Below are 25,267 nucleotides of genomic sequence, written 5' to 3'. Positions count from 1 at the left end.
TTGGTAAAGCTGTCACTTTTTTCCAAAAAAATCGCCAACTTCACCAAGCCGGTGTTTGAGGCATTAACCTTGACAACAACATCAGGACACCCACAGATTGAAAGATGACACCGGAAGTAGTACGGGCCTTCCACTTTAACGGCCATTTCTCCTGCCTGGAGCTGAAAGAGGTTAAATACAGAAAAATTATGTTTGAGCTTTAAAGTTTTGTGATTTTGGCCAAAAACCAGAAGGAATAGTATTGAAAGGTTGGGCGGGAATTAATGGGGCATTGCAGATAGGAAACGTTGGCAGTCGCCTATACCGTGTACCCAGCGTTTATTGAGCTGATTACAGGCTTGCCGTACGGCCTCTGCTGATCCCACCAGGCCTTTAAAGCGGCTTTCAAAGTTCCGATTAAGATAGAGCCAGTGTTTTGCTGGGATGCCCAGCCGCTCAAGGATAGGGGGCGCGTTTTGAGAAATGGCACCGTAGCATACATTAGGACACCCACAGATTGAAATATGATCCGGAAATAGTACGGGTCGCCCACCTTAACGGTCATTTCTCCTGGCCTGATTCGGACGAGGTAAAATGCTGAAAAATTATGCCTTAGGTTTGAAAATTGCGTGATTTTGGCCAACCGGAAGGAATAGCTTCGAAAGGCTGGGTGGGAATTAGGAAGGGTTTGCCGAAAGGAAACGTTGGCAATCGCCTATGCCATGTACCCAGCGTTTATTGAGCTGAATACAGGCTTGCCGTACAACCTCTGCTGATCCCACCAGTCCTTTAAAGCGGCTTTCAAAGTTCCGATTAAGATAGAGCCAGTGTTTTGCTGAGATTCCCAGCCGCTCAAGGATAGGGGTCGCATTTTGAGAAATGGCACCGCGCTTTTTGGAGTCTAAATGTCGGCCACTCCAGTCTACTAACGCCAAATAGTGATCCAATTGAAAGGGCAACCCTTTCGGCATATTAAGGCGCTCGCCGCCCACAAACGGTAGTAGCTCTTTAGGCTGCTCACCTGAGATCACAGCGCGAATACGCTACTGAATGGACGTGTGATCGGAGTCCTCCAGGGTTTTCGCAATATCGGCCCGGATAGGATTGAGATCGACATAGGCCATGCAGGCAGCCAAGGCTCTCTCACCCAATAGCGCCTAAAACTTGAAACGGCCGTCTCAGAAGCGGCCAGTACAGCGGTCTTCTGCGTTGGCTTGGCGAGCAATGGATTTGTTTAGGCAGCGCATAAACCAACTAATATCCATTAACCGCTCTCGCCATAGCCCGATCAGCACTTTAAGATTGTCCCATTCACAGCGATCTAGTTAGGCCTGAATGAAGCGCCGAGCTACATTATTAGCGGAAATCAAGATTTTAGGAGGGTTTTATGCAAGAAATCGAATGGAAGGACGGAAACCCTTCACTAGAAGGTTTATATTTTGTAGCGGTTAAAATGGGACCGGCAGCGGGATGTTATGATTTCGCAAACTGGAACGGCGTGTCTTGGGAAAAAAACATTGAAGGAACTGTAATCGCTTTTTGTGACGCAGGAAGTTTTTTACAACAAATTTCAATTAAATGGCCTTTTGCTGACAATGTGAATATAGACTTTAAACTGACACCTGGCGGGGAGTCAGAGTTTGAAGAAGTATAGCTAAATCGGATAGCAAGTAGTTCCTAGCTACCGCCCTTCACAAAACCTCATGTGTCTTAGTTGCCATTCGCTAATGGTTAGCATTTAATAGGGCTATTAAATGGTGATCTTCCTGCAGGAGACTTTCACCTCATTAGTTCACACTCATGCAGGGCGTACCAAGTTAAGGCATATTCAGCTTCGACTGGTTCTCCGTCTCAGCACTTTGTGCCCACGCTACATGCCCATATTTAACGCGTTAGAATAAACCAATTTCAAATATTCAATGGAGTGAATTCATGAAAAAAACAAGAAGGAAGAAGAGTTCTTCATTAAAAAGAGGGAACTTGGTTAACTTTTTAACTCCGAATTTAATTTAGACGTAAATTTGTGGAGAGGGCAGCGTAAAGCTGATCGAGGATCGCCTGTTTTGTATCCTATACTAAAGTCTTTTAGGCTTTCTAACGGAAAAATTAGAAATCCTGATATAGACACATACTGGAGCAATGGTGAGTGGTGGGTAGACTGTACTTCAGGGGGTGTTTCATTATTTGATGTGCTGGGGGTACCGGTTTCTCGTTGGGATTATTATAGGCTATCACCAAACATTGTAATCCCTCATGGCCTAGTTATAACGAAGGATTCATATAATCGAAGTTATGAGGCTACACATTACTCAATCCGGCCTGATTGGGATATGCCAGTCGCTAAGTTTTGTATACTCTTAGATGAACTTACTAAAGAAATAGTATTCGAGAATTAATTATGGAACTAAGCCTTTCACATTTGTCACTCATGATCGAGCTAACTCAGTCAGAAATATATCGAATGAAGTTGATAATAGATAATCCCTCTTCAACAGAAGAGGAAGTGGATGCCAGTGGAGAGCATTCCATGCAACTATTATCTCTTTCGACAGCACTTGCGGAGTTGTATAAACATAAGTGGAGCGATAACTGTAACTATCCTAGTTATGAAGATTTAGTTTCTTCAGTCCAACTGGAGAGTTGAATTCTAGATCGGGTAGCCGGTAATTTCTAGCTACCGGCCCCTACACTACCCATCGTATGGGCCCGCAATTGACGGCTCCCTATCCGTACTGATTTTCTATTCAATGATAGTCTTGAGTAGATCTTCAGTTGAACTGAGTATTATGGCAGCACGCTACCGCAACTTTACCTGGCTGGAAACATATCGGTAGGCTAGCCCTGCCTTTTAACTCTTAGAGTTTGGCTCCAGGCCTTCACCATGTCCAACACAACAATAGGACACCCACACATTGAAAGATGACACAAAAAATAATTAGCTAACAATTACGATACAATGAGAGAGTTAGCACAAAGAGCAGATAAATTTAGAAGGTTCTTTAGATGAACAATAGTTTAGAGTGGCAGAAAGGATTACCAAAATTTGAAGGCCTTTATTTAGTCGCTGTTCGATACCCCAATGGTTTGGGTGAAATAGATTTGTACAATTGGCGTGGAGAGTGGACATCTTTGTATCATGAAGAGCGTATACCTAACAACTATCAGGTCGTAGGCTATGTTTCCATGCAAGGTATGGTGAAAAAATTTAGAGGTGACTGGCCTGAGTGGGATGGAGATGAATAATATATAACCAGATAGTTCGTGTGTAGCAATAGCAACACTAGGACACCCACTGATTGAAATATGACTCCGGAAATAGTACGGGGCGTCCACCTTAACTGCCATTTCTCCTAGTCTGGTTTAGGGCGAGGTGAAATACTGAAAAATTATGCTTTAGGTTTGAAAATTGCGCGATTTTGGCCAAACCAGAAGGAATAGTATCGAAGGGTTGGGAGGGAATTAGTGGGGCACTGCAGATAGGAAACGTTGGCAGTCACCTATACCATGTACCCAGCGTTTATTGTGCTGAATACAGACTTGCCTTACAGCCTCTGCTGATCCCACCAGGCCTTTAAAGCGGCTTTCAAAATTCCGATTAAGATAGAGCCAGTGTTTTGCTGAGATGCCCAGCCGCTCAAGGATAGGAGGTGTCTTTTGAGAAATGGCACCGCGCTTTTTGGGATCTAAATGCCGGCCACTCCAGTCTACTAACGCCAAATAGTGATCCAATTGAAAGGGCAACCCTTTCGGCATATTAAGGCGCTCGCCGCCCACAAAAGGTAGTAGCTCTTTAGGCTGCTCACCTGAAATCACAGCGCGAACACGCTGCTGAATGGACGTGTGATCGGAGTCCTCCGAGGTTTTTGTAATATCGGCACGGATAGGATTGAGATCGACATAGGCCATGCAGGCAGCCAAGGCTCTTTCATCCAATAGCGCCTGAGATTTGAAACGGCCCTACCAGAAGCGGCCATTACAGCAGTCTTCTGCGTTGGCTTGGCGAGCAATAGATTCGTTTAGGCAGCGCATAAACCAACTAATATCCATTAATCGCTCTCGCCACAGCTCAATCAACTCCTTAAGCTTGTTCTTTTCACTGCAAGCCAGAGAGGCACCCTGAATAAAGCGTTGAGCCAAATTAGAAGCTTTAAATAGTTCCTGCCAGCGGAGAATGACCTCAGTATCAGACCAAGTTTTGGCCGTTTTAGCATCGATATAGAGTACCACATGGTAGTGATTACTCATTACCGCATAAGCAGTGATATCCAGCGCAAAAATAGCAGCTAGCTTTTGTATCCCAGTCTCAATCCACTGGCGCCGGCGCTCATACTCCCTCCCCTCTTCCACAAAGGAATACCCTGTGTACACAGTGGGAGACGCAGTGATAGTACAGAGTCGTATCAAGAGAGATCTATGAGCGGCGAGGCTGGGTCATGGGGAATTGGTTTAACTATTTTAGTATCCATTATTTTTATTGTGATTTCCGTATTGTGTCAATGACTGAGACACCTTAAGCTCTATCTTTTATGGGTGTCCCGAAACGGCCATTTATGACAATTTATACAATTGAACTATCTGATGACAACAATTGTACGTTCACTCCAAAAGATGAAGCTAGATCCATAGAACCCCATGGTTCTCTACTATCTAAAGGGAAAGAGTTAGAGTGGCCTCATTCTCTTGAAGTATCGTTAGAGGATGAATGCGAGATAAAAGATTTTTCATTCATTCAATCTGGATCATTAGTAATATCGAATAATGTGAAAGTTATAATAGGCGAAGAACTGGAAAAGTTTGGACAGCTATTAACCATAACATATAACAATAAAACTTTTTGGTTATGGAATGTTACACAATCATTAGATGCTCTAGATCATGGCCAATCATCTTTTAATCGTTATGGTGGTGTATCGCGCCCTGTATTTAAAAAAGATTTGCCTGAGCAAATTCTAGCTTTCAAGATTAAAGAAGATAATTTTTCAACCATATTCTGTAACTCATACCTTAAAGACCTAATTGAAACTAATAATTTCAGTGGTGTTTCTTTCGAGGCTGAGGCTTCAGCATAAATCGAGTAGTCAGTAGCTCCTAGGCAACAACAATAGGACACCCACAGATTCAAAGATAACACCGGAAATAGTACAGGCCTCTCACCTTGACGGCCATTTCTCCTGATCGGGTGTACGGCAAGGTGAAATACTGAAAAATTATGCTTGAGGTTTGAAAATTGCGTGATTTTGTCCAAACCGGAAGGAATAGTATCGAAAGGTTGGGAGAGAATTAGGTGGGGCGCTGTAGAAAGGATACACTGGCAGTCGCCTATGCTGACCCCACCAATCTTATGAAGAAGCTTTCAAAGTTCCGTTTGAGATAGAGCCAGTGTTTTGCTAAGAAAATATGGGGTGAATTTCCCCGCTTTCATTATGTTTAAGGAAAAATCATGAGTAGTTTTATAGAAGAATACAGTGAAGTCTGGGGCGAAAATCCCTCAGTATTAATGGATGAGTATAATTATAACCCTGTACTAACTGAAGAACTTGATAACTTAGATCCTGAATGCCTCAATAATGAAACATTCTTCAAGATCGTCCTCTGGAAATTGAATAGGTTTCCATATATATCAGGCGATCTCATTAATACTCTCAAAGAGGTCTCTAATATAGAGCCCGGTCAACATGAGCAAGCTAGAGAAATTATAAGAAGCCTGTTAAAAACCTCTGGTATAGCTCTTCCAATGGCAAGTACCGTATTGAGATTCCTGAATCCTAGAGCATTCCAAATAATTGATGACAGAGCATATCGCGTTCTCTTTCCGGGCGATCCGAAATATCCAACAAAGCCGCTAAAGATTACTGAAGGGTATTTAAATAAATCAATTAACATCTATTTCAATTATATAGATAGAATTCATGAAATATCTTCAGACACTCTTCCTTTTGAGGATGCGGATAGGATTTTGTACCAATTAGATATTAAGTTAGGCAAAAAACTTGGTAGCAAAATCTAATAAGAACTACTATGCCATCGGCTCACTTCAGTTTTAATCGTCTTGATCATTGCTGACCGAAGCGCTGCTGTCTCCCACCACTTTTTTCTATCCCCGCAATGGTGGTGGGCCTATTTATGAATCAGCGGCCACGCTGACAGCTTCATAACAGCAAGTTATGACTGATCTCCCCAGATAAGAACGTGAACTTTGACTACACAACTGCATCCTTGACTCTACCCGTTAGATCACATGGCTTCGGTATCCTTCTCCACCTCACCTCCAGGCTAAGCCTTATATGATATTTCTGTTCATCAGTTCGTAGTTTTGGTGGTGACTTCCTCCCCATAGGACCTTACGGTGTTGCAGTTGCCATTCGCTAATAGTTAGCATTTAATAGAACCCATTAAATGGTGATCTTCCTACAGGGGACTTTCACCCCATTAATTCACGCCCATGCTAAGCGTACCAAGTTAATCAATGGGGCACGTCATTAAAGCGTTATGGAAAATACTAACTAACCTAAGGAGAAAATAGTGCATACACCTATAGAGTTCTATTTAAAGACTCCTGTTGAACTATATCGGGCAGGAACACCAACTAAATCAAATTTTGACTATATTCGTACAATGCCCCCAAGAACAGGGGATCAAACATACGATATAAAAATCAACTCTGAAACTGGGGTAGTTGATCACACATCTGGCGGTGTCAGTCTTTTCGACAAGCCGAAAATGGACTTCAGTCCTGATTGGTGGGTCATCCCACCCAAAACTGAGTTGCCTCCAGGGTTACAGTCTCAAAAGATTTAACAAATGGTGTATTTAAAGGACACTATACGATCCGTTCGTTAAAGCCCATTAAATTAGATGAATGGAAAAAAATATTGCTAAATTGGGCAGAGAAAAATGCCATCCATATTAAAGAATATGGAAATCGAGGAGCTATGTAATGTTTGGAATACAAGAATTAAGGCTTATACGCTACTCTGTAAAACAAACAATGGAAAATATAAAAAAAGAAAGAGTATCCTAGACCCTGAAAGTGATGATGCAGTCGAAATCTCAAATGACTTCGCATTATATAGCATTATCCTCGAAAAAATATCGGATAATCCAGATGTGTAACCATACATCGGGTAGTCGGTAGTTTCTAACTACCGGCCTCACACCACTCATCGTGCGGCTCCGCAATGGGTGGTGCGCTACCTGTTATGAATTTTCATCCAACAACCACGTAACGAGATCAACCCCATCTTTTGGAAAAATTCACAAGCAACACCAGGGGACCCACAGATTGAAAGACGACACCGGAAGTAGTACGGGCCTTCCACTTTAACGGCCATTTTTCCTGTCTGGAGCTGGAAGAGGTTAAATACAGGAAAATTATGTTTGAGGTTTATAACTTAGTGATTTTGGCCAAACCGGAAGGAATAGTATCGAAAGGTTGGGAAGGAATTAGTGGGGCGTTGTAGAAAGGAAACGTTGGCAGTCGCCTATACCATATGCCCAACGTTTATTGAGCTGAATACAGGCTTGCCGCACAGCCTCTGCTGATCCCATCAGGCCTTTAAAGTGGCTTTCAAAGTTCCGATTAAGATAAAGCCAGTGTTTTGCTGAGATTCCCAGTCGCTCAAGGATAGGCGGCGTCTTTTGAGAAATGGCACCGATCGGCTGCTCTACATAGGCTATAACGTGGGCTTCCTGAATCGAGGCTAGTGGGTTGGACCTTATTGTGACTTATTGGTCACGCGGATAGCAGCAAGCTAAACAGATCTCTCCAAATAAGAACGTAAACTCTCAATACACGACTACATCATTAGCTCAGCCCATTAGCCACATAGCAGCGGTATCCTTAGTCATCTCGCCTCCAGGCTAAGCCTTATATGATGCTTCTGTTTGTCAGCTTGCAGTTTTACTAGCGGCTTCCCCCACAAGGCCCCATGGTGTGTAGTTGCCATTCCTTAGTAGTTAGCATTTAATGGAATCCATTAAATGGTGATCTCCCTACAGGGGGCTTTCACCCCATTAGTTCACGCCCATACTGGGCGTACCAAGTCAAAGCAGCAACGCTGCACTTCGTGCGCTAGACAGCTTTTCTGCGGCTTCGCCGCTCCAAAACTGCCGCTGTTTGAGGCGTTCAGACTGTAGAAAAAATAAATTATACTTGTGAGAGATTGAGATTGATTAAATATCGAACAAAAATCGTATTCCTGCGTGAAATCTGGCTGAGTTTTCACTGACAAAAACTCAATTTTTTACGTACAACCATAATATGAAAAGTGGGGTGAGTTTTTCTACACCCGCGTTAGCATGCAATCATGAAAAAACTATTATTTACGACATTATTATTGTTTTCTTCTTGTTCTTTTGCACTCACCTTGGTAGAAGCAGGAATGGGAGACTCCTGTGAAAGCCTCCTAAGGGGATTAAAGGAAGAGGGTTTCGATCCGGTTCTAAAAAATGATGGTGAAATATTTATTGGTAAAGAGTATTTCGGGAAAGAGGGGCATTTAAAGATTCAATGTTTTAAAGATGCCGGGCTTTACGATGTGGTTTTCTTTACAATGGAGGTTGAATTTGAAAGAGCAAAAATACTATTTGAAAAAATATACAACGTTTCGGTAGAAGCGCTAGGTTCTCCAGATGCGTTCCTAACCGAAATTGCCAACAATCCACCAAATCCTTATTCACGCAGGAAAAAAGGGGAAAAAGTGTTTTGTTGGAACAGATTGTATAAAGAAACAAGTTTAGAAATAGGAAAGAATCGAGACTACTGGTACGTAAGATTTGCTACGGGGGACGAGTCTCAATGCTAAATCGGGTAGCCGGTAGTTTCTAACTACCGGCCCCCACACCACCCATCATGCGGGTCCGCAATGGGCGCTTCCCTATCCGTAACGGCAACACTAGGACACCCACAGATTGAAATATAACATAGGAAAAAATACAGGCCTTCCACCTTGAAGGCCATTTCTCCTGATCAGGTATAGGGCAAAGTGCAATACTGAAAAATTATGCTTTAGGTTTGAAAGTTGCGTGATTTTGGCCAACCGGAAGGAATAGCTTCGAAAGGAAACATTGGCAATCGCCTATGCCATGTACCCAGCGTTTATCGAGCTGAATACAGGCTTGCCGTACAGCCTCTGCTGATCCCACCAGGCCTTTAAAGCGGCTTCAAAGTTCCAATTAAGATAGAGCCAGTGTTTTGCTGAGATGCCCAGCCGCTCAAGGATAGGGGGCGTGTTTTGAGAAATGGCACTGCGCTTTTTGGGGTCTAAATGCCGGCCACTCCAGTCTACTAACGGCAAATAGTGATCCAATTGAAAGGGCAACCCTTTCGGCATATTAAGGCGCTCGCCGCCCACAAACGGTAGCAGCTCTTTAGGCTGCTCACCTGAGATCACAGCGCGAACACGCTGCTGAATGGACGTGTGATCGGAGTCCTCCGGGGTTTTTGCAATATCGGTACGAATAGGATTGAGATCGACATAGGCCATGCAGGCAGCCAAAGCTCTTTCATCCAACAGCGCCTGAGATTCAAAACGGCCCTCCCAGAAGCGGCCAGTACAACTGGTCTTCTGCATAGGCTTGGCGAGCAATAGATTTGTTTAGGCAGCGCATAAACCAACTGATATCCATTAATCGCTCTCGCCATAGCTCGATAAGCTCCTTAAGCTTGTTCTTTTCACTGCAATCCAGGCTCAATCCACTGGCGCCGGTGCGTATAATCCCTCCCCTCTTCCACAAAGGAATGCTTCGGGTACAGTCGTATCAAGAGAGATCTGTAAGCTGCAGGGCTAGATCATGGGGCATGGGTTTTATTATTTTAATATCCAATGTTTTTGTGTGCTTTCCATATTGTGTCAATAACTGTAACGCCTTAAGCTCTATTTTTGATGGGTATCCAGAAACGGCCCCATTTACTCTACCCGTTAGATCACATGGCCTCGGTATCCTTTTCCACCTCACCTCCAGGCTAAGCCTTATAGGATATGTTCGTCAGCTCGTAGTTTTGGTAGCGGCTTCCTCTCCACAAGACCTCGCGGTATTGTAGTTGCCATTCGCTAGTAGTTAGCATTCAATGAAGTCCATTAAACGGTGATCTTCCTACAAGGGACTTTCACCCCATTAGTTCACGCCCATGCTGAGCGTACCAAACAAATCATGGCGTTGCTACGCGGCTGGGACCTCCGTTTTGGCGCTAAGTTTTATACACAAGTTTTTCCAGTTTCACCAAGAAAATCAATAAGTTACAGTTTAATCTGGTAAGAATTTCAGACTTGATCAGATTATTATGCGGGACTGGGTCATGGACAAAGAAAAAATCAAGATATGGGTGATACACGCTTGAATAAACACTTGTCCAATATTCTTAGTAGTTTAAGATCCGATCCAAAGAACAGTATTCCCTGCGCAAACAAAACTTGGGCAGAAACGTTTGCGGCTTATGGCTTTATCGAAAATGGTAAAGTCAACTTTGACTCTATTATGAGTGGCCATAAATCGGCAACTCTTGAAAGGATCAAAGCGCAGCCCGTTGTTCTTATCCCTCAGGATACAACCTTTCTAAATTTTGCCACTGACCTAGAAAGTAAAGAGATGGGAACACTTAGGCGTAAAGAGACCAATCTGATCCAGAGCGTCCATTATGAGAAACACCTCTTAAGCAACCCACACTAATCCACTCTTAGAACCTGTACCCCACCCTACCCCGATACCTCAACAACTCCCTAAACTATTACCGACTTATGAAATTTGGTGAGTGCCAGCTTAGGGATTCATGATCATATTGACTGTTAAATAGGGGAGCAAGAAGACACACCAAAAAATTGTTAAATCAATGGATTACGGGCTAACGTTAAAATCGGGATAGTGGCCAAAGTGATAATTCTTGCAGCCTGCACGAACGTGTCAGAATGCTTTAATCCTATGATTTCAAATAAAAGTTTTCGCTTTGGCGTAGAAATCAATTCTGCGAGATCAGTCATAATAATAGCGGCAAAAATGATCACCATATAAATGTTATGACTATAATATCCTGTGATATTTATTTCACCGATAAATATCTATGTTCGGATGGCAGTAATTTTAGTTGAATTTCATATATTAACTTATAAGCTTGGAGGCTTAAAATGACTACCGAAACCAATTTTATTGAACTAGCAAGAGAGCAAAGAAAAAATCTACGTACAAACCTTGAAAATCTACCGGAAGATGTGCAAAAAGAATTCTCGATTGCGTCAGCAGAGTATGCCTTCTCTGGAGATTTGGCAATTATAGTAAGTGGAATTGGGTATACACACGTGGTTATGACTCTCACATTTGAATCTGGTGAAGTACTTAGATTCGAAGGTAATGGAGGTGGATTAATCATTGGTGCAGGTGGTGTTAGTTATGGTGGGGGCGTATCCAGTTTATCTCCTGCTCAACTTATCACTAAAGGGGATATGCATTTTCTATTTCAGACCACCTTAGTAGGCACTATTTTAGAATTCGGAGGAGTAGGAAGTTTCGTTGGTGGTGGGCCAAATATTGCATCGGGTACTGCGGCGGGTAGTGGTAAATTCACCAAACAATAAGCTCCAACTCTACTAGCGCTCACTCGATGTTATAAATCGGCGCTTAGGGTAGACTCTGTACAAAGAATTTATGTCAATTATTGTCAGCTAACTGAAGACCTAAGAATTAACAGGATTTGAATTAGCATGTCATAAATCGGGTAGCCGGTAGTTTCTAACTGCCGGCTACCACACCACAGATTACTTGGCTTCAGTGTCCCTGGCTACCTCACCTTCATGCTAAACCTTATAGGATATTTCTGTTCGTAAGCTCATAGTTTTGCTAGCAGCTTCCTCCCCACAACACCTCACGGTATAAGAAACACTAAAAACACTAAGACACCCACAGATTGAAATATGACACAGGAAAAAGTACAGGCCTTCCACCTTGACGGGCATTTCTCCTGGTCTGGTATAGGGCAAAGTTAAATACTAAAAAATTATGCTTTAGGTATGAAAATTGCGTGATTTTGGCCAAATCGGAAGGAATAGTATCGAAAGGCAGGGTGGGAATTAGGAAGGGCTTGCCGAAAGAAAACGTTGGCAGTCGCCTATGCCATGTACCCAGCGTTTATTGAGCTGAATACAGACTTGCCGTACAGCCTCTGCTGATCCCACCAGGCCTTTAAAGCGGCTTTCAAAGTTCCGGTTGAGATAGAGCCAGTGTTTTGCTGAGATGCCCAGCCGCTCAAGGATAGGGGGCGCGTTTTGAAAAATGGCACCGCGCTTTTTGGGGTCTAAATGTCGGCCACTCCAGTCTACTAGTGCCAAATAGTCATCCAGCCGAAAGGGAACCCTTTCAACATATTAAGGCGCTCGCCGCCCACAAACGGTAGCAGCTCTTTAGGCTGCTCACCTGATATCACAGCACGAACACGCTGCTGAATGGACGTGTAATCGGAGTCCTCCGGGGTTTTTCCAATATCGGCACGGATAGGATTGAGATCGACATAGGCCATACAGGCAGCCAAGGCTCTTTCATCCAATAGCGCCTGAGATTAGAAACGGCCCTCCCAGAAGCTGCCTGTACAGCGGTCTTCTGCATTGGCTTGGCGAGCAATAGATTCGTTTAGGCAGCGCATAAACCAACTGATACCCATTAATCGCTCTCGCCATAGCTCGATTAGATCTTTAAGATTGTTCTTTTCACTGCAATCCAGTGCGGCGCCCTGAATGAAGCGCTGAGCCAAATTAGAAGCTTTAAATAGCTTCTGCCAGCGGAAAATGACCTCAGTATCAGACCAAGTTCTGGCCGTTTTAGCATTGATATAGAGCACCACATGGTAGTGATTACTCATTACCGCATAAGCAGCGATATCCAGCGCAAAGATAGCAGCTAGCTTTTGCATCCCAGCCTCAATCCACTGGCGCCGGTGCTCATAATCCCTCCCCTCTTCCACAAAGGAATACTCTGTGTACACAGTGGGAGACGCAGTGATAGTACAGAGTCGTATCAAGAGAGATCTATGAGCGGCGAGGCTGGGTCATGGGGAATTGGTTTAACTATTTTAGTATCCATTATTTTTATTGTGATTTCCGTATTGTGTCAATGACTGAGACACCTTAAGCTCTACCCTTTATGGGTGTCCCGAAACGGCCATTTATGACAATTTATACAATTGAACTATCTGATGACAACAATTGTACGTTCACTCCAAAAGATGAAGTTAGATCCATAGAAACCCATGGTTCTCTACTATCTAAAGGGAAAGAGTTAGAGTGGCCTCATTCTCTTGAAGTATCGTTAGAGGATGAATGCGAGATAAAAGATTTTTCATTCATTCAATCTGGATCATTAGTAATATCGAATAATGTGAAAGTTATAATAGGCGAAGAACTGGAAAAGTTTGGACAGCTATTAACCATAACATATAACAATAAAACTTTTTGGTTATGGAATGTTACACAATCATTAGATGCTCTAGATCATGGCCAATCATCTTTTAATCGTTATGGGAGTGTATCGCGCCCTGTATTTAAAAAAGATTTGCCTGAGCAAATTCTAGCTTTCAAAATTAAAGAAGATAATTTTTCAACAATATTCTGTAATTCATACCTAAAAGACCTGATTCAAGCTAATAATTTCAACGGTGTTTCTTTCGAGGCCAAGGCTTCAGCATAAATCGAGTAGTCGGTAGTTCCTTGCTACCGGCTACCGTACCATTCATCGCCTAAGAAATTGAATTTATACCCAACGATAGTCTCGTGTAACTCTACATCATATAAAAGACAATAGTCATGGCATTAGACCACTATTCCATCGACTAATTTCTCTTTAATCATCTTGGCCATTAGTGACCTAGACAATGCTGTGCTCTACTATCTATTTTTTCTTTCTCCGCAGTGGAGCTCACTTATGAGTCCCGCTGTCAGCTTTACAGCAGCAAGCTAAACAGATTTCCCCAGATAAGAACGTGAACTTTCACTATACCCCCGAATCATTTACTCTATCCGATAGATCACATGGCTTCGGAGTTCTTGGCCACCTCAGCTTCAAGGATGTTCTGTTCCTCAGCACGTACTTTACTAGCGGCCCCCTCACCACAAGACCTTACAGTGTTACAGTTGCCATTCGTTAGTAGTTAGCATTTAATGGTGATCTTCCTACAGGGGACTTTTACCCTATTAGTTCACGCCCATGCTGGGCGTACCAAGTTTAGGCACCAGACGCCTACGACGTGGATGCTAAATATGTTATGTACTAAACGGAGATTGTATAAGTGGCATGGAATACCTTTATTGAAGAGATAAGTCTTGAAAACATACCATTTTCAAACGATGTTCTGTTGTTTCTGGAGAGAGGCAAAATCAATGTAGGAGAGCCCAAAAGGGGAAGTGTAGATTTATCTAAAGTTGTTGGAACAACTCACCCTGATTACTGCGGCAAGACGTGGGGTCAATTGAAGCCAATTCCAGGAACTTCCGATGGTGATTTCATGAACAATAGAGAGGTTGCATTACAGGGACTCAAGAGAGCTATTGTAAATGTTAAAGCATTAGAGAAAAATCCTAGTTACTATTTTGATGATAATGAAAAGACACACTGGTCTTTCTATCAAATTGATGATAAATATTACATTTCCTCAGGGAATCATCGGACTGTTATTGGTCGCCTATTTCTCCATCTAAACAATCAAGAGCAACTGGTTCATGGTGTGACAATTACTCCCGCTGAATTTAAAAAAAAATCAGAGATAGATCACAACTCCCCAAGTTTAATTTCTCGTTTTATAGCATGGATTAGACCATAACAAATCAATTAATTTCGCGCCTACGTCATCGGATGCGGCAAAGCTGTGCAGGTATTGAGGAGTTATTCACGAGATAATTAAAACCTACGGGAACATACCATGATTGAATGGACTACTACGATATCATTTTCAATAAGCTTTATACTTTAATTTCACTTATGATAAATGCAGTAATTATTTACAAGTGAGTTAGTGACAAAAAGAGAAGAATAAGCTAAATGATCAAGCATTCCATATGATAAGGGGGTTGGCGCCAGCTGGAACGTGCCGCTGCAATGTAGTGTTAAACACTAGGACACCTACAGATTGAAAGATAACACCGGAAATAGTACAGGCCTTCCACCTTGACTGCCATTTCTCCTGGCCTGGTGTAGGGCAAGATGAAATTTTATAAATTATGCTTGAGGTTTAAAGATTACGTGATTTTAGCCAACCCGAAAGGAATAGCATCGAAAGGTTGGGAGGGAGTTAGTGGGGCATTGCAGATAGGAAACGTTGGCAGTCGCCTATACCCTATGCCCTATGCCCTATGCCCAGCGTTTATTGAGCTGAATACAGGCTTGCCGTACAACCTCTGCTGATCCCACCAATCCTTTAAAGCGGCTTTCAAAGTTCCGATTAAGATAGAGCCAGTGTTTTGCCGAGATGCCCAGCCACTCAAGGATAGGGGCCGTCTTTTGAGAAATGGCACCGCGCTTTTTGGGGCCTAAATGCCGGCCACTCCAGTTTACTAACGCCAAATAGTGATCCAATTGAAAGGGCAACCCTTTCGGCATATTAAGGCGCTCGCCGCCCACAAACGGTAGCAGCTCTTTAGGCTGCTCACCTGAGATCACAGCGCGAACACGCTGTTGAATGGACGTGTGATCCGAGTCCTCCGGTTTTTTTGCAATATCGGCACGGATAGGATTGAGATCAACATAGGCCATGCAGGCAGCCAAGGCTCTTTCATCCAATAGCCCCTGAGACTTGAAACCGCCCTCCCAGAAGCGGCTAGTACAGCGATCTTCTGCATTGGCTTGGCGAACAATAGATTCGTTTATGCAGCGCATAAACCAACTGATATCCATTAATCGCTCTCGCCACAGCTCGATCAGCTCCTTAAGCTTGTTCTTTTCACTGCAATCCAGTGCAGTGCCCTGAATGAAGTGCTGAGCCAAATTAGAAGCTTTAAATAATTCCTGCCAGCGGAAAATGACCTCAGTATCAGACCAAGTTCTGGCCGTTTTAGCATCAATATAGAGCACCACATGGTAGTGATTACTCATTACCGCATAAGCAGCGATATCCAGCGCAAAGATAGCAGCTAGCTTTTGCATCCCAGTCTCAATCCACTGGCGCCGGTGTTCATAATCCCTCCCCAATTGATCATCTCTTCCACAAAGGAACGCCCTGCGTACACAGCGGGAGACGCAGTGATAGTACGGAGTCGCATCAAGTGAGATCTGTGAGCGGCGAGGCTGAGTCATCGGGTATGGATTTAACTGTTTTAATATCCAGTATTTTTATTGTGCTTTCAGTATTGTGTCAATAGCTGTGACGCCTTAAGCTCTTCCTTTGATGGGTGTCCAGAAACGGCCTCGTTTACCCCATTGTTTCACGCCCATGCTGGGCGTACCAAATTTAGGCACCCTCGCCACTTCGTGGCTGGACTGCCTAACAACGCGCTTCGCGCAGGCTGCCGGTGCTAAAGGCGTTAACTGTGAATATGGATTCAGGTATTAGGTCAAAGCTAAGAGAAATCTTCAGAAAGTCTGAAGTCGTTTTTGCTGCACCAGAATCTTTGGGAAATCCAGACTTAGTCCCTTTCTGTGAACAGATACTGGAGCTCTATAAACTCAAAGATACTGTCAAAGAGGATTTTGAAGAGACATTTATCGAGGATTTCGATATTTTCAAAGAGTGTACCTGGGAGCTGGCGCAGGTTTGCATGTATCACCTTAGGCTAAAGAGGTACAAAGCTCATTTAGAAAAACAGTTAAGAGAGGCACAGAGTATCCCTGACTTTAGAGCTATTCCAGTTATTGAGCATATTCTAGATGCCTATCAGGATCCTTGGAAAGACAAAGAATTGTTCTATGACCAACTTAGTTAAATAAAAGTTAGGTGACTAGAGTGCGAGTTTTAACATTACTATTGCTTCTTGGTTTGACTGGGTGTGTCCCAATCCCGCATTACAGTAATCTTACTCCTGAAATATCAGGTGTTATTAGTGAATCAGGATCACCTAAGAAAAACCTGCCCGTACGCGTTGTAGCCGGGATTGGAGTCGAGCAATGTGAAGGTAGGAGCTCCGATGGTAAAACTGACAAGCTTGGTGCGTTTCACTTAGCGCCTATTGAGAAATTTAATTTTATGTCAGTCATTATGGCGCACAGCTTCTTTCCCTGGTCTGTTTGCGCCCTTAGCAACGACTCATGGGTTATTATCGCGCAGGACAAGACATATGCACTTGTAGACAGTGGGCCAGTTCATAAAGTCGAAATTGTGTGTAATAGCTTATCTCCCTTTACCCAATGTGCAATTAAGGATAGATAGTGACAGTAAGGCGTCACCTAATAAATTTAGGCAACATCTCCACTGCGTGGCTGGACCTACATTACGCGGCTTTGCCGCTACATTTCGGCCGTTGCTAAAGGTGTTAGGCTCTCATATGAATGAAGCTGAAGTACTTGAATATTTAACCGACAGTGATGGTAGTACTAGGGATATTACGTTTACTCCAACCACTTTGGCTTGTGTCGGAAAGTTCATTGAACTATTTCTCGAGGAATTCAGCGATGGCGAGCTCCTAGATCAAGACGGTGAAGTAGTTGAAATGTCTTCGGAAAGTGTAGTGTCTTACATCACACAACGTGAAGAAGGTTGTATTCATGGACAGCTGAAATCTAGAGATAGCTTTGTAAGCCAGGTTCATCTGTTTCTCGATTGGTCTGAAGGTGAAAAAATAGCTGTTGAAATATCGTATTTTCCAAACGATCTTTGCAGTGATTTTACTACATCGATCTTTTTCGAAGCATTGAATAGTTGGTGGGGTGCTCTACAGGCCAATGAGGTATTCGTTAGGTATGAAAATGCTAGCTGGGAGTTTTATGATCCCGAGGGGCTGGGAGTCTTTTATCATGCTGTCAAGGCCTAGCTAGCACATGTTGTCGGACTAGTTTTCCGCTGTGCTCCAAACCAGCCGTAAATGCGGGCGTTATGAACGATGAAGACTCGGGCCACATTTGTTTTTTTTCTATTTTTAGTTGTCAGTTGTCAGTTGTACGAAGCAATATGATCTTTCGTTAATAGTCAATGAAGCTATCGGCTTCAAGCCTAAAGAGGATTTCGTAATTGTCGCGCAGGAGAAGGCTTCTGATATTGCAAAGTATTTCGGAGACTATAACGAAATTTTCTATATAGAGATGTCAGAGCATGATCATGCTTCATTTATGAAAATCGTTGAGGAGGGTGGCTCCTGGAAGCTTCAGCCTAAATCTAGTCTTCCGGGCAGTAGTAGCTTTCCAGAATGGGAAAAAATCATGTACTTCAAACAATATGGTCTTTTGACAATCCTCAGAGTGCGTGGCGACAGACGTGCGATTACTATTCAGGTCTACGAGCAGTGAGGCTCATAAATCAGGTAGACGGTAGTTTCTAGCTACCGGCCCCCACACCACCCATCGTGCGGGTCCGCAATGGGTGGTTCCCTATCCGTAATGAATCTCTATTCAACGATTGCGTCGAGCAGCTCTTCATTTGAGCTGAGTGTCATGGCAGTGCGATACCTCAACTTTATCGGACTGGAAACATATCCGCAGGCTATCCCTGTCTTTTAACTCGTGGATTTTGGATTCAGGCCTTCACCCTGTCCAAGGTATTAATCTTGGCATTTGGCTACTATGCCGTCTGCTGACTTCTATTCAATCACCTTGGCCATTACTGGCCGAGGCACCGCTGTGTTCCACCACTCTTGTCTACCCTTCGATGGTGGCTAGTGGGTTGGACCTACTTATGAGTCAGCGGCCACGCTGACAGTTTCACAGCAGCAAGCTAAACAGATCTCCCCAGATAAGAACGTGAACTTTCACTACACAACTGCATCATTTACTTTACCCGTTAGATCACCCGGCTTCGGTGTCCTTGGCCGCCTCACTTTCAGGCTAAGCCTTATAGGATGTTTCTGTCCGTCAGCTAGTAGTTTTGCTAGCGACTTCCTCCCCACAAGACCTCGCGGTATTGCAGTTGCCATTCGCTAGTAGTTAGCATTTAATGGAATCCATTAAATGGTGATCCTCCTACAGGGGACTTTCACCCCATTAGTTCACGTCCATGCTGGGCGTATCAAGTTAAGGCACTCGACGCCAAAACCTTCACTTCCCTATGGTTTTGACAGAGGTGCGTTATGCATCAATCTCTCCACCAAACAATAGGTATGTCTATATGAACCAAATAGCAACGCAGGATGTAGTTCGCATATCAGATAGTCTTTCTAAGGGAATGGATAAACTATATAAGACTGGGGGGTTCGCATTAGCCTTTGGGTTTGCTGGCATTTTATCTATGGTATTGGCTAACATACCTGGACTAACTTTACCGTCTGAGTTATTTGTTGTTGGAGCGATATTGACTATCGGGTGCTTTTTATTTTTCGTGTATACCCATTTCCAAGGAGCACGAAAAGCACTTGCTGAAATCAATGAAAATAAGCCTCTGATTGATGCCGTACAAGATGTTTCTTTACAGGTCACAGAATTGACATCTGTTATTCAAGCGTACAGCTTTAAAAACCTGAGTAAAATACATAATACTTTAGAGGTTGCATGCCCTATTATTGAAGGTCTTCCCCTGGTTGGAGATAAAGCCAAAGAATGGGGATTAAATGATGCCTCAAGGATTTCAGGCATAATTGTGGATACTACTGAAAACACAAAAAACTTGGTAACGGAAGTTAAAGAAGCTCTTATCAAAGGTGATTTAAAGAAACTAAAAAGTTACTCCAAGGATCTACAGCAAGCTGTGGACACAACCAAAGAGGCCCTAAAAACTAATGCTTAAATCGGGTAGTCGGTAGTTTCTAATTACAGGACCCCACACCACCCATCGCGCGGGTCCGCAATGGGCGGCTCCTATCCGTAATAAATCTCAACCCAACGATAGTGTCGAGCAGATCTTCATTTGAGTTGAGTGTCATGGCAGTGCGCTACATCAACTTTAACCGACTGGAAACATATCAGTAGGCTAGCCCTGTCTTTCAACTCGTGGATTTAGGCTCAGGCCTTCACCCTGTCCAAGGTATTAATCTTGGCATTTGGCTACTATGCCGTCTGCTGAATTCTGTTTAATCACCCTACTCATTACTGAGCAAAGCGCTGCTGTGTTCCACCACTTTTTTTACCCCCGCGATGGTGGCTAGCGGGCTGGGCCTACTTATGAGTCAGCGGCCACGCTGACAGCCTCACAGCAGGAAGCTAAACCGATCTCCCCAGATAAGAACATGAACTTTCACTACACAACTGCACCATTTACTCTACCCGTCAGATCACATGGCTTCGGTGTCCTTGGGCACCTCGCCTCCAGGCTAAGCCTTACAGGATGTTTCTGTTCGTCAGCTCCTAGTTTTGCTAGCGACTTCCTCCCCACAAGACCTCACGGTGTTGCAGTTGCCATTCGCTAGTAGTTAGCATTTAATGGAGCTCATTAAACGGTGATCTTCATACAGGGGACTTTCACCCCATTAGTTCACGCCCATGCTGGGCGTACCAAGTTTGTCAACGATCGCCCTTCGGGCTGGACAGCTTTAAACGTGGCTTTGCTACAAAGCTGCCCATTACAAAGGCGTTATATTTTTACTGAACTATGGAGTAGGAAATGAAAAGACCTACATGGGCGACAATAGTTGGAGTGTTGGCAATTATCTTCGGGATATTTGGGGTTCTTGGTGGCGCTCAGGAAATAGCCATGCCCTCGATGCTCGAAATGCAGAAAGAAATGATGGCTGAATTCAGTAAAGGGAAGACTCCTGATGGAAAGGATATGCCCCAATTGATGCTAGAAATTGAAGAGGAAGGTGAACCCAAACGAATTGAGTTTTCTCAAATGATGGAGTCTATGCAAGAACAGTTTAAGGTCCCAGAGTGGTATGAATCTTGGTCAATTGTTTTTGGTATAGTATCTATGGTCGTAGCAGGTCTGTATCTTATATCTGGAATATTTCTAATGATGACTAAAGATTTCGCGATAAAACTTTTCTATATAGCTATCGCTGCGTCTGTTATTTGGGCCATTATTCAAGCAGTAATTAGCTCGCAGTCAAATAGTGGGTTCTTGATGGCTCAAATACCTGGCTCAATCTCTAGCATTGTCATCGATATAATACTTCTTATTGTGGTTCTCGTTGGCAGTAAAGAGGCTTTTGTTCCTCAACAAGAAGAAATATAAATCGGGTGGCCGGTAGTTTCTAACTACCGGCCACCACACCACCCATCATGCGGGTCATGAATGCTAACCGGTTGGACCTACTTAACAGCCAGTAGCCACGCCGACAGAATAACTGAAACAAATTACACAGATTTCCCAAGGTAAGAGTATAAAATTTCACAAATCAGCTACATCATTAACCCTACCCATTAGATCACGTGGCTTCGGCACCCTTGGCCTCCAGACTAAGCCATATAGGATGTTTCTGTTCGCTAACTCATAGTTTTACTCGCGGCTTCCTCCCCACAAAACCTTATGGTATAGCTATTCGCTGGCAGTTAGAGGTCATTAAACGGTGATCTTCCTACTGGGGGCTTTCACCGCATTGTTCATAACATGTCAAGTGCGATTCTTATTGCTCCCATCCTTTACGCGGGCATTATAGGGCCCCATAATCGCTCTTTATCCATAAGCAGGATTAGATTTCTTGCCTCAAATACACATGGAAATATGTCAATAGCATATATGATTAATTGCCGAACACTCGAAGCTGGTATCTAGTGAAAACTCCCAAACGTCTACAGCCTCTCATCGATGATGGCTTAATCGATGAAGTTATCAGCCGCCTAATGAGCGGTAAAGAAGCCGATATATTTATTGTCCGTTGTCGTGACCAAATTCGTTGCGCCAAAGTCTATAAAGACGCAACTAAGCGTAGTTTTAAAAAGGCCGCACAGTACCAAGAAGGGCGTAAAGTTCGCAGTGGTCGTCAAGCACGTGCCATGCAAAAACGGTCAAATTATGGCCGCCAACAGCAGGAAGAGATTTGGCAAAATGCCGAAGTTGATGCTTTATCCCGTTTAGCACGCGCTCATGTACGAGTTCCCAAGACTTTTGGTTGTGTTGACGGTGTATTATTGATGGAGTTAATCACTGACGAAGCAGGCAATGTCGCACCACGGCTTGGCGATGTGACAATGTCAGAAGAGCAAGCAATTCAAGATCATGCATTAATGATTCATTACATCATGCTCATGCTTCACGAGGGAATTGTACATGGTGATTTATCCGAATTTAACGTCCTAGTGGATGATTCCGGCCCTGTGATTATCGATTTACCCCAAGCTGTTAATGCCGCTGCCAATAACAGTGCACAAGAAATGTTCACTCGCGACGTCGACAATATGCGTCGTTATTATGGCAGATTTGCCCCCTCTTTATTACAGACTCAATACGCCAAGGAAATGTGGGCACTGTTTGAAGAGGGTAACTTAACGACTAGCTCAACGCTCAGCGGCAAGTTTGATGATGACGATGACAGCGCCGATGTCGACGCCGTGCTAGAAGAAATCAAAGCGGTGATGCAAGAGGAACTGGAACGAAAAGAGCGCATACGTGAATCTTCAGAAGATACATAAATTTAGGTGAAAGCACCCGGTATAGTAACCTTATTGGTTGCTACGGGTATTGTTTATTGCCCTATTACGCAAATTAGTGCACACACACATTAGGACACCCAAAGGCTGGAGGATGTTGTGAACTGTAGAGCAAGCTCTCTTTCTGGGGGCTCTTACCCTTTGATTTATAGGTAAGATAGATTAAGTTCTGAGAATTGATATGCAGATTTTTGGAAATGCTATTTTGGATAAAATAATGGTAATCGTGTTATAGAGTATTTGGGGTGGGAGTAGGTTAGCATGGTGTGGCTGAGAGGAAACGCCGGCAATCCCTATTCCGTGTACCCAGCGTTTATCGAGTTGGATACAAGCTTGCTTTACCCTCTCAACTGATCCCACCAAACCTTTAAAGCGGCTTTCAAAGTTCTAGCTGAGATAGAGCCAGTGTTTTGCTGAGATGTCCAGCCGCTCAAGATAGGGGGCGCCTTTTGAGAAATGGCACCTCGCTTTTGGGGGGCTAAATGCCAACCATTGTCTACTAACGCCAAATAGTGATCCAGCTGAAAGGGCAACCCTTTCGGCATATTAAGGCCACTTTTCCACTAAGCTCCTCATTGGGCGGTATCCTGTAAAAACACACCAGAGGATTGAGGTGTAAAGCCCTTAACTGAATAACAGCTGTCCTAATAAGGACTCGGTCGCTAAGCAACTAACTCCAAAAATGCTAAGCGACTAAATATTCCCCTTAAACTTAACTAAAAGTTAATGGTCAAGTAACTCCGCATTAGTCGGGTACTTTTCAAGGAGTTCAATAAGTTTTTTAGTGCCATCTACAGGCTTTAGGCTGGCAAGCGTTCTTCGTAAAGCTCTTATCGTTGCAATATCTTTCGAGTTGAACAGGATTTCCTCTCGGCGAGTACTGCTTTTAGCAATATCCAAGGCAGGGAAAATTCGCTGTCTCGCAACTTCCTTTGACAATACTACCTCCATATTTCCCGTGCCCTTAAACTCCTCAAATATCACCTGGTCCATTCGGCTTCCAGTATCCACGAGTATCGTTGCCAGAATCGTAAGTGAGCCACCACCTTCAATCTTCCTAGCAGCGCCAAAGAGCTTTCTGGGTATCTCCATAGCCCTTGCATCTATCCCGCCAGACATCGTACGTCCCCTACCACTCCGCTGCGCATTGTGTACCCGTGAAAGCCTTGTCAACGAGTCAACCACGATCATTACATCCAGGCCTTCACCGGCTTCCTTACAGGCCCTATCATGGAGTTCATTAGCTACTCTCACATGCTCTTCATAGCTATGATCAGAAGAGGACGCATAAACTTCGGCCGGTACACTTCGCTTAAAGTCAGTAACCTCCTCTGGCCTTTCATCAATAAGTAAAGCGTACAGCTTTATTTCGGGGTAAGCCTTCCCCACTGCTTGGCAGATATGTTTCAGGATAGTGGTTTTGCCACAGCCCGGTGGAGCCACAATCAAGCCTCGTTGCCCCTTACCAATTGGCGTAATCAAATCCATCGCCCTTACCGTAAGTTGCTGAGAACCTGACTCAAGGCGAATAGGCTCAGATGGGTTAATAGCTACTCCATTTAAGAACCGTTTCTTTGGATCAGAAGTATCCTCTTGCTTTTTATCAGCCTTCTTAGGCTCCGTATTTCTCTTTACCTTTAAGGATAATATTTTTCTGGACATAACATGCTCTTTATAAATCAATCGAGACCGGGGAGATTATTAATGATTGTCGATGGTTGGACAAAAGATTAGTACTCCCCGAAACTGGATACTATAGCCAGAATTTACGGCTATACGATTACCTTTCGGAACCAAGGCAGACAAATACTCCTATTAGAAACCAAAAACACTACTTAACGTCAGCCGTAATCATTGAAACACCAATCAGAAGGTTGAAAAAAACGAATATTCGCTTCTGATTGAGAGTGCACACTAGGACACCCACAGACTGAAAGATGACATCCGAAATAGTACAGGCTTTCCACCTTAACGGCCATTTCTCCGGGTATGCTTCGGACAAAGTAAAGTGCTGAAAAAATATGCTTTCGGTTTGAAAATTACACGATTTTGGCCAAATCGGAAGAAGTAGCATCGAAAGTCTGTGAGGGAATTAGTGAGGTGTTACCACCAGGAAACGTTGGCAGTCACCTATGCTATGCACCCAGCGTTTATTGAGCTAATTACAGGTTTACCGTACAGCCTCTGCTGATCCCGCAAGGCTTTAATAGCGGCTTTCAAAGTTCTGATTGAGATAGAGACCGTGTTTTGCTGAGATGCTAAACCGTTCGAGGATAGAGGGCATTTTTTGAGAAATGGCAACGCGATCCAGCTGAAAGGGCAACCCTTTCGGAATATTGAGGTGTTCACAGCCCACAAATGTGAGTAAGTCCTTGGGCTGCTCACCTGGGGGCTCAGTGCGAATACGCAGTTGAATGGATATGTGATCGGAGCCCTCTGCGGTTTTCGCAATATCGGCACGGATAGGAATGAGATCGATATAAGGTATGCAGGCGGCTAAGGTTCTTTCACCCAATAACGCCTGAGACTAGAAGCGCCACCCCTTGAAGCAGTCAGTACAGTGATATTCTGTGTTGGCGTGGCGGACAATAGACTCGTTTAGGCAGCGTGTAAACCAGCTGATATCCAATAATCGCTCTCGCCATAGCTCGCT

At 43.7% G+C, this 25,267-nt stretch carries 28 protein-coding genes and 1 pseudogene; 19 read left to right on the top strand and 10 right to left on the bottom strand.

Going from position 1 to position 25,267, the window contains the following annotated elements; genetic code table 11:
- Positions 1-656: 656 nt before the first annotated feature.
- Entirely contained in the window at positions 657-1,010 is a 354-nt protein-coding gene (locus tag P0078_RS19970) for a hypothetical protein (RefSeq protein ID WP_282931649.1), read from the bottom strand.
- A gap of 356 nt (positions 1,011-1,366) precedes the next feature.
- Between P0078_RS19970 and P0078_RS19965 the strand changes: the two genes are divergently transcribed.
- The 4 genes and pseudogenes from P0078_RS19965 (at position 1,367) to P0078_RS19955 (ending at position 3,222) form a co-directional block, all read left to right on the top strand.
- Positions 1,367-1,633 carry a hypothetical protein gene (locus P0078_RS19965; protein WP_282931648.1) on the top strand — a complete coding sequence of 89 codons (267 nt, stop codon included), beginning with the start codon at positions 1,367-1,369 and terminating at the stop codon, positions 1,631-1,633.
- A gap of 346 nt (positions 1,634-1,979) precedes the next feature.
- Positions 1,980-2,375, top strand: a pseudogene (locus P0078_RS24680) (Tse2 family ADP-ribosyltransferase toxin); the annotation flags it as partial.
- 2 nt (positions 2,376-2,377) lie between these two features.
- Positions 2,378-2,623 (top strand): hypothetical protein, encoded by a 246-nt coding sequence (locus P0078_RS19960; protein ID WP_282931647.1) that lies wholly within the window; start codon positions 2,378-2,380, stop codon positions 2,621-2,623.
- 359 nt (positions 2,624-2,982) lie between these two features.
- Complete coding sequence (locus P0078_RS19955; RefSeq protein ID WP_282931646.1) at positions 2,983-3,222, top strand: hypothetical protein; 240 nt, start codon at positions 2,983-2,985, stop codon at positions 3,220-3,222.
- A 216-nt stretch (positions 3,223-3,438) separates the two neighbouring features.
- Here P0078_RS19955 and P0078_RS19950 read toward each other — a convergent pair whose 3' ends face one another.
- Together P0078_RS19950 and P0078_RS19945 are read right to left on the bottom strand one after the other, a co-directional pair.
- Entirely contained in the window at positions 3,439-3,912 is a 474-nt protein-coding gene (locus tag P0078_RS19950; protein ID WP_282931645.1) for a hypothetical protein, read from the bottom strand.
- 24 nt (positions 3,913-3,936) lie between these two features.
- A complete protein-coding gene (locus P0078_RS19945) occupies positions 3,937-4,326 on the bottom strand; it encodes a hypothetical protein (RefSeq protein WP_282931644.1) in 390 nt (129 codons plus the stop codon).
- Positions 4,327-4,529: 203 nt separating this feature from the next.
- Here P0078_RS19945 and P0078_RS19940 point away from each other — a divergent pair, with 203 nt between their 5' ends.
- The 5 genes from P0078_RS19940 to P0078_RS19920 all read left to right on the top strand — a co-directional run bounded on the left by P0078_RS19940 (position 4,530) and on the right by P0078_RS19920 (position 8,783).
- Positions 4,530-5,048: an imm11 family protein gene (locus P0078_RS19940; protein ID WP_282931643.1), complete on the top strand. Its 519-nt coding sequence runs from the start codon at positions 4,530-4,532 to the stop codon at positions 5,046-5,048.
- 371 nt (positions 5,049-5,419) lie between these two features.
- A complete protein-coding gene (locus P0078_RS19935) occupies positions 5,420-5,986 on the top strand; it encodes a hypothetical protein (protein ID WP_282931642.1) in 567 nt (188 codons plus the stop codon).
- 515 nt (positions 5,987-6,501) lie between these two features.
- Positions 6,502-6,777: a hypothetical protein gene (locus P0078_RS19930; protein ID WP_282931641.1), complete on the top strand. Its 276-nt coding sequence runs from the start codon at positions 6,502-6,504 to the stop codon at positions 6,775-6,777.
- Positions 6,778-6,873: 96 nt separating this feature from the next.
- Positions 6,874-7,092 (top strand): hypothetical protein, encoded by a 219-nt coding sequence (locus tag P0078_RS19925; RefSeq protein ID WP_282931640.1) that lies wholly within the window; start codon positions 6,874-6,876, stop codon positions 7,090-7,092.
- 1,193 nt (positions 7,093-8,285) lie between these two features.
- Positions 8,286-8,783: a hypothetical protein gene (locus P0078_RS19920; protein WP_282931639.1), complete on the top strand. Its 498-nt coding sequence runs from the start codon at positions 8,286-8,288 to the stop codon at positions 8,781-8,783.
- A gap of 273 nt (positions 8,784-9,056) precedes the next feature.
- Here P0078_RS19920 and P0078_RS19915 read toward each other — a convergent pair whose 3' ends face one another.
- Positions 9,057-9,551, bottom strand: a complete 495-nt coding sequence (locus tag P0078_RS19915) for a hypothetical protein (RefSeq protein ID WP_282931638.1) — start codon at positions 9,549-9,551, stop codon at positions 9,057-9,059.
- A gap of 748 nt (positions 9,552-10,299) precedes the next feature.
- Between P0078_RS19915 and P0078_RS19910 the strand changes: the two genes are divergently transcribed.
- Complete coding sequence (locus P0078_RS19910; protein WP_282931637.1) at positions 10,300-10,647, top strand: IS4/Tn5 family transposase DNA-binding protein; 348 nt, start codon at positions 10,300-10,302, stop codon at positions 10,645-10,647.
- 452 nt (positions 10,648-11,099) lie between these two features.
- Complete coding sequence (locus tag P0078_RS19905) at positions 11,100-11,546, top strand: VapA/VapB family virulence-associated protein (protein WP_282931636.1); 447 nt, start codon at positions 11,100-11,102, stop codon at positions 11,544-11,546.
- A 492-nt stretch (positions 11,547-12,038) separates the two neighbouring features.
- Here the strand turns inward: P0078_RS19905 and P0078_RS19900 are convergent, their stop codons facing one another.
- Genes P0078_RS19900 through P0078_RS19890 form a run of 3 tightly spaced genes read right to left on the bottom strand, consistent with a single transcriptional unit; the run spans position 12,039 to position 12,925 of the window.
- Positions 12,039-12,296 (bottom strand): hypothetical protein, encoded by a 258-nt coding sequence (locus P0078_RS19900; RefSeq protein WP_282931635.1) that lies wholly within the window; start codon positions 12,294-12,296, stop codon positions 12,039-12,041.
- Positions 12,287-12,511, bottom strand: coding sequence for a hypothetical protein (locus P0078_RS19895; protein ID WP_282931634.1), 225 nt, complete (start codon positions 12,509-12,511; stop codon positions 12,287-12,289). The genes P0078_RS19900 and P0078_RS19895 overlap by 10 nt, the downstream gene beginning before the upstream one ends.
- A gap of 12 nt (positions 12,512-12,523) precedes the next feature.
- Complete coding sequence (locus tag P0078_RS19890) at positions 12,524-12,925, bottom strand: hypothetical protein (RefSeq protein ID WP_282931633.1); 402 nt, start codon at positions 12,923-12,925, stop codon at positions 12,524-12,526.
- Positions 12,926-13,128: 203 nt separating this feature from the next.
- On the opposite strand from P0078_RS19890, the gene P0078_RS19885 reads away from it, so the two are divergent.
- Complete coding sequence (locus P0078_RS19885) at positions 13,129-13,647, top strand: imm11 family protein (protein ID WP_282931632.1); 519 nt, start codon at positions 13,129-13,131, stop codon at positions 13,645-13,647.
- 598 nt (positions 13,648-14,245) lie between these two features.
- Positions 14,246-14,776, top strand: coding sequence for a hypothetical protein (locus P0078_RS19880; protein ID WP_282931631.1), 531 nt, complete (start codon positions 14,246-14,248; stop codon positions 14,774-14,776).
- A 527-nt stretch (positions 14,777-15,303) separates the two neighbouring features.
- Here P0078_RS19880 and P0078_RS19875 read toward each other — a convergent pair.
- The gene (locus P0078_RS19875) at positions 15,304-16,095 is read right to left on the bottom strand and encodes a transposase (RefSeq protein WP_282931630.1); all 792 of its coding nucleotides are present in this window, start codon (positions 16,093-16,095) and stop codon (positions 15,304-15,306) included.
- Between the two features lie 383 nt (positions 16,096-16,478).
- Here P0078_RS19875 and P0078_RS19870 point away from each other — a divergent pair, with 383 nt between their 5' ends.
- The 6 genes from P0078_RS19870 to P0078_RS19845 all read left to right on the top strand — a co-directional run bounded on the left by P0078_RS19870 (position 16,479) and on the right by P0078_RS19845 (position 22,596).
- A complete protein-coding gene (locus tag P0078_RS19870) occupies positions 16,479-16,871 on the top strand; it encodes a hypothetical protein (RefSeq protein WP_282931629.1) in 393 nt (130 codons plus the stop codon).
- 558 nt (positions 16,872-17,429) lie between these two features.
- Entirely contained in the window at positions 17,430-17,915 is a 486-nt protein-coding gene (locus P0078_RS19865) for a hypothetical protein (RefSeq protein ID WP_282931628.1), read from the top strand.
- A 109-nt stretch (positions 17,916-18,024) separates the two neighbouring features.
- Positions 18,025-18,387 carry a hypothetical protein gene (locus tag P0078_RS19860; RefSeq protein WP_282931627.1) on the top strand — a complete coding sequence of 121 codons (363 nt, stop codon included), beginning with the start codon at positions 18,025-18,027 and terminating at the stop codon, positions 18,385-18,387.
- An 814-nt stretch (positions 18,388-19,201) separates the two neighbouring features.
- The gene (locus P0078_RS19855) at positions 19,202-19,816 is read left to right on the top strand and encodes a hypothetical protein (RefSeq protein ID WP_282931626.1); all 615 of its coding nucleotides are present in this window, start codon (positions 19,202-19,204) and stop codon (positions 19,814-19,816) included.
- Positions 19,817-20,629: 813 nt separating this feature from the next.
- The gene (locus tag P0078_RS19850) at positions 20,630-21,199 is read left to right on the top strand and encodes a hypothetical protein (RefSeq protein WP_282931625.1); all 570 of its coding nucleotides are present in this window, start codon (positions 20,630-20,632) and stop codon (positions 21,197-21,199) included.
- 539 nt (positions 21,200-21,738) lie between these two features.
- Positions 21,739-22,596: a PA4780 family RIO1-like protein kinase gene (locus P0078_RS19845; protein WP_282931624.1), complete on the top strand. Its 858-nt coding sequence runs from the start codon at positions 21,739-21,741 to the stop codon at positions 22,594-22,596.
- 741 nt (positions 22,597-23,337) lie between these two features.
- Here the strand turns inward: P0078_RS19845 and rho are convergent.
- Positions 23,338-24,276, bottom strand: a complete 939-nt coding sequence (gene rho / locus P0078_RS19840; protein ID WP_282931623.1) for a transcription termination factor Rho — start codon at positions 24,274-24,276, stop codon at positions 23,338-23,340.
- Positions 24,277-24,817: 541 nt separating this feature from the next.
- Complete coding sequence (locus P0078_RS19835; protein WP_282931622.1) at positions 24,818-25,129, bottom strand: hypothetical protein; 312 nt, start codon at positions 25,127-25,129, stop codon at positions 24,818-24,820.
- Positions 25,130-25,267: the final 138 nt, after the last annotated feature.

Origin of the sequence: Microbulbifer sp. VAAF005 (assembly GCF_030012985.1) — a bacterium.
In the GTDB taxonomy this organism is placed as follows: domain Bacteria; phylum Pseudomonadota; class Gammaproteobacteria; order Pseudomonadales; family Cellvibrionaceae; genus Microbulbifer.
This window is presented reverse-complemented; position numbering and strand designations above follow the sequence as displayed.

What these genes read in the sequence shown, in the direction of transcription:
- P0078_RS19885 (WP_282931632.1), top strand. Translation starts at nt 13,129, where the DNA reads ATGACAATTTATACAATTGAACTATCTGATGACAACAATTGTACGTTC.
- P0078_RS19915 (WP_282931638.1), bottom strand. Translation starts at nt 9,551, where the DNA reads ATGCAGAAGACCAGTTGTACTGGCCGCTTCTGGGAGGGCCGTTTTGAA.
- P0078_RS19905 (WP_282931636.1), top strand. Translation starts at nt 11,100, where the DNA reads ATGACTACCGAAACCAATTTTATTGAACTAGCAAGAGAGCAAAGAAAA.
- P0078_RS19865 (WP_282931628.1), top strand. Translation starts at nt 17,430, where the DNA reads ATGAATGAAGCTGAAGTACTTGAATATTTAACCGACAGTGATGGTAGT.
- P0078_RS19910 (WP_282931637.1), top strand. Translation starts at nt 10,300, where the DNA reads ATGGGTGATACACGCTTGAATAAACACTTGTCCAATATTCTTAGTAGT.
- rho (WP_282931623.1), bottom strand. Translation starts at nt 24,276, where the DNA reads ATGTCCAGAAAAATATTATCCTTAAAGGTAAAGAGAAATACGGAGCCT.
- P0078_RS19875 (WP_282931630.1), bottom strand. Translation starts at nt 16,095, where the DNA reads ATGCAAAAGCTAGCTGCTATCTTTGCGCTGGATATCGCTGCTTATGCG.
- P0078_RS19935 (WP_282931642.1), top strand. Translation starts at nt 5,420, where the DNA reads ATGAGTAGTTTTATAGAAGAATACAGTGAAGTCTGGGGCGAAAATCCC.
- P0078_RS19920 (WP_282931639.1), top strand. Translation starts at nt 8,286, where the DNA reads ATGAAAAAACTATTATTTACGACATTATTATTGTTTTCTTCTTGTTCT.
- P0078_RS19850 (WP_282931625.1), top strand. Translation starts at nt 20,630, where the DNA reads ATGAAAAGACCTACATGGGCGACAATAGTTGGAGTGTTGGCAATTATC.
- P0078_RS19965 (WP_282931648.1), top strand. Translation starts at nt 1,367, where the DNA reads ATGCAAGAAATCGAATGGAAGGACGGAAACCCTTCACTAGAAGGTTTA.
- P0078_RS19960 (WP_282931647.1), top strand. Translation starts at nt 2,378, where the DNA reads ATGGAACTAAGCCTTTCACATTTGTCACTCATGATCGAGCTAACTCAG.
- P0078_RS19955 (WP_282931646.1), top strand. Translation starts at nt 2,983, where the DNA reads ATGAACAATAGTTTAGAGTGGCAGAAAGGATTACCAAAATTTGAAGGC.
- P0078_RS19855 (WP_282931626.1), top strand. Translation starts at nt 19,202, where the DNA reads ATGAACCAAATAGCAACGCAGGATGTAGTTCGCATATCAGATAGTCTT.
- P0078_RS19925 (WP_282931640.1), top strand. Translation starts at nt 6,874, where the DNA reads ATGCCATCCATATTAAAGAATATGGAAATCGAGGAGCTATGTAATGTT.
- P0078_RS19940 (WP_282931643.1), top strand. Translation starts at nt 4,530, where the DNA reads ATGACAATTTATACAATTGAACTATCTGATGACAACAATTGTACGTTC.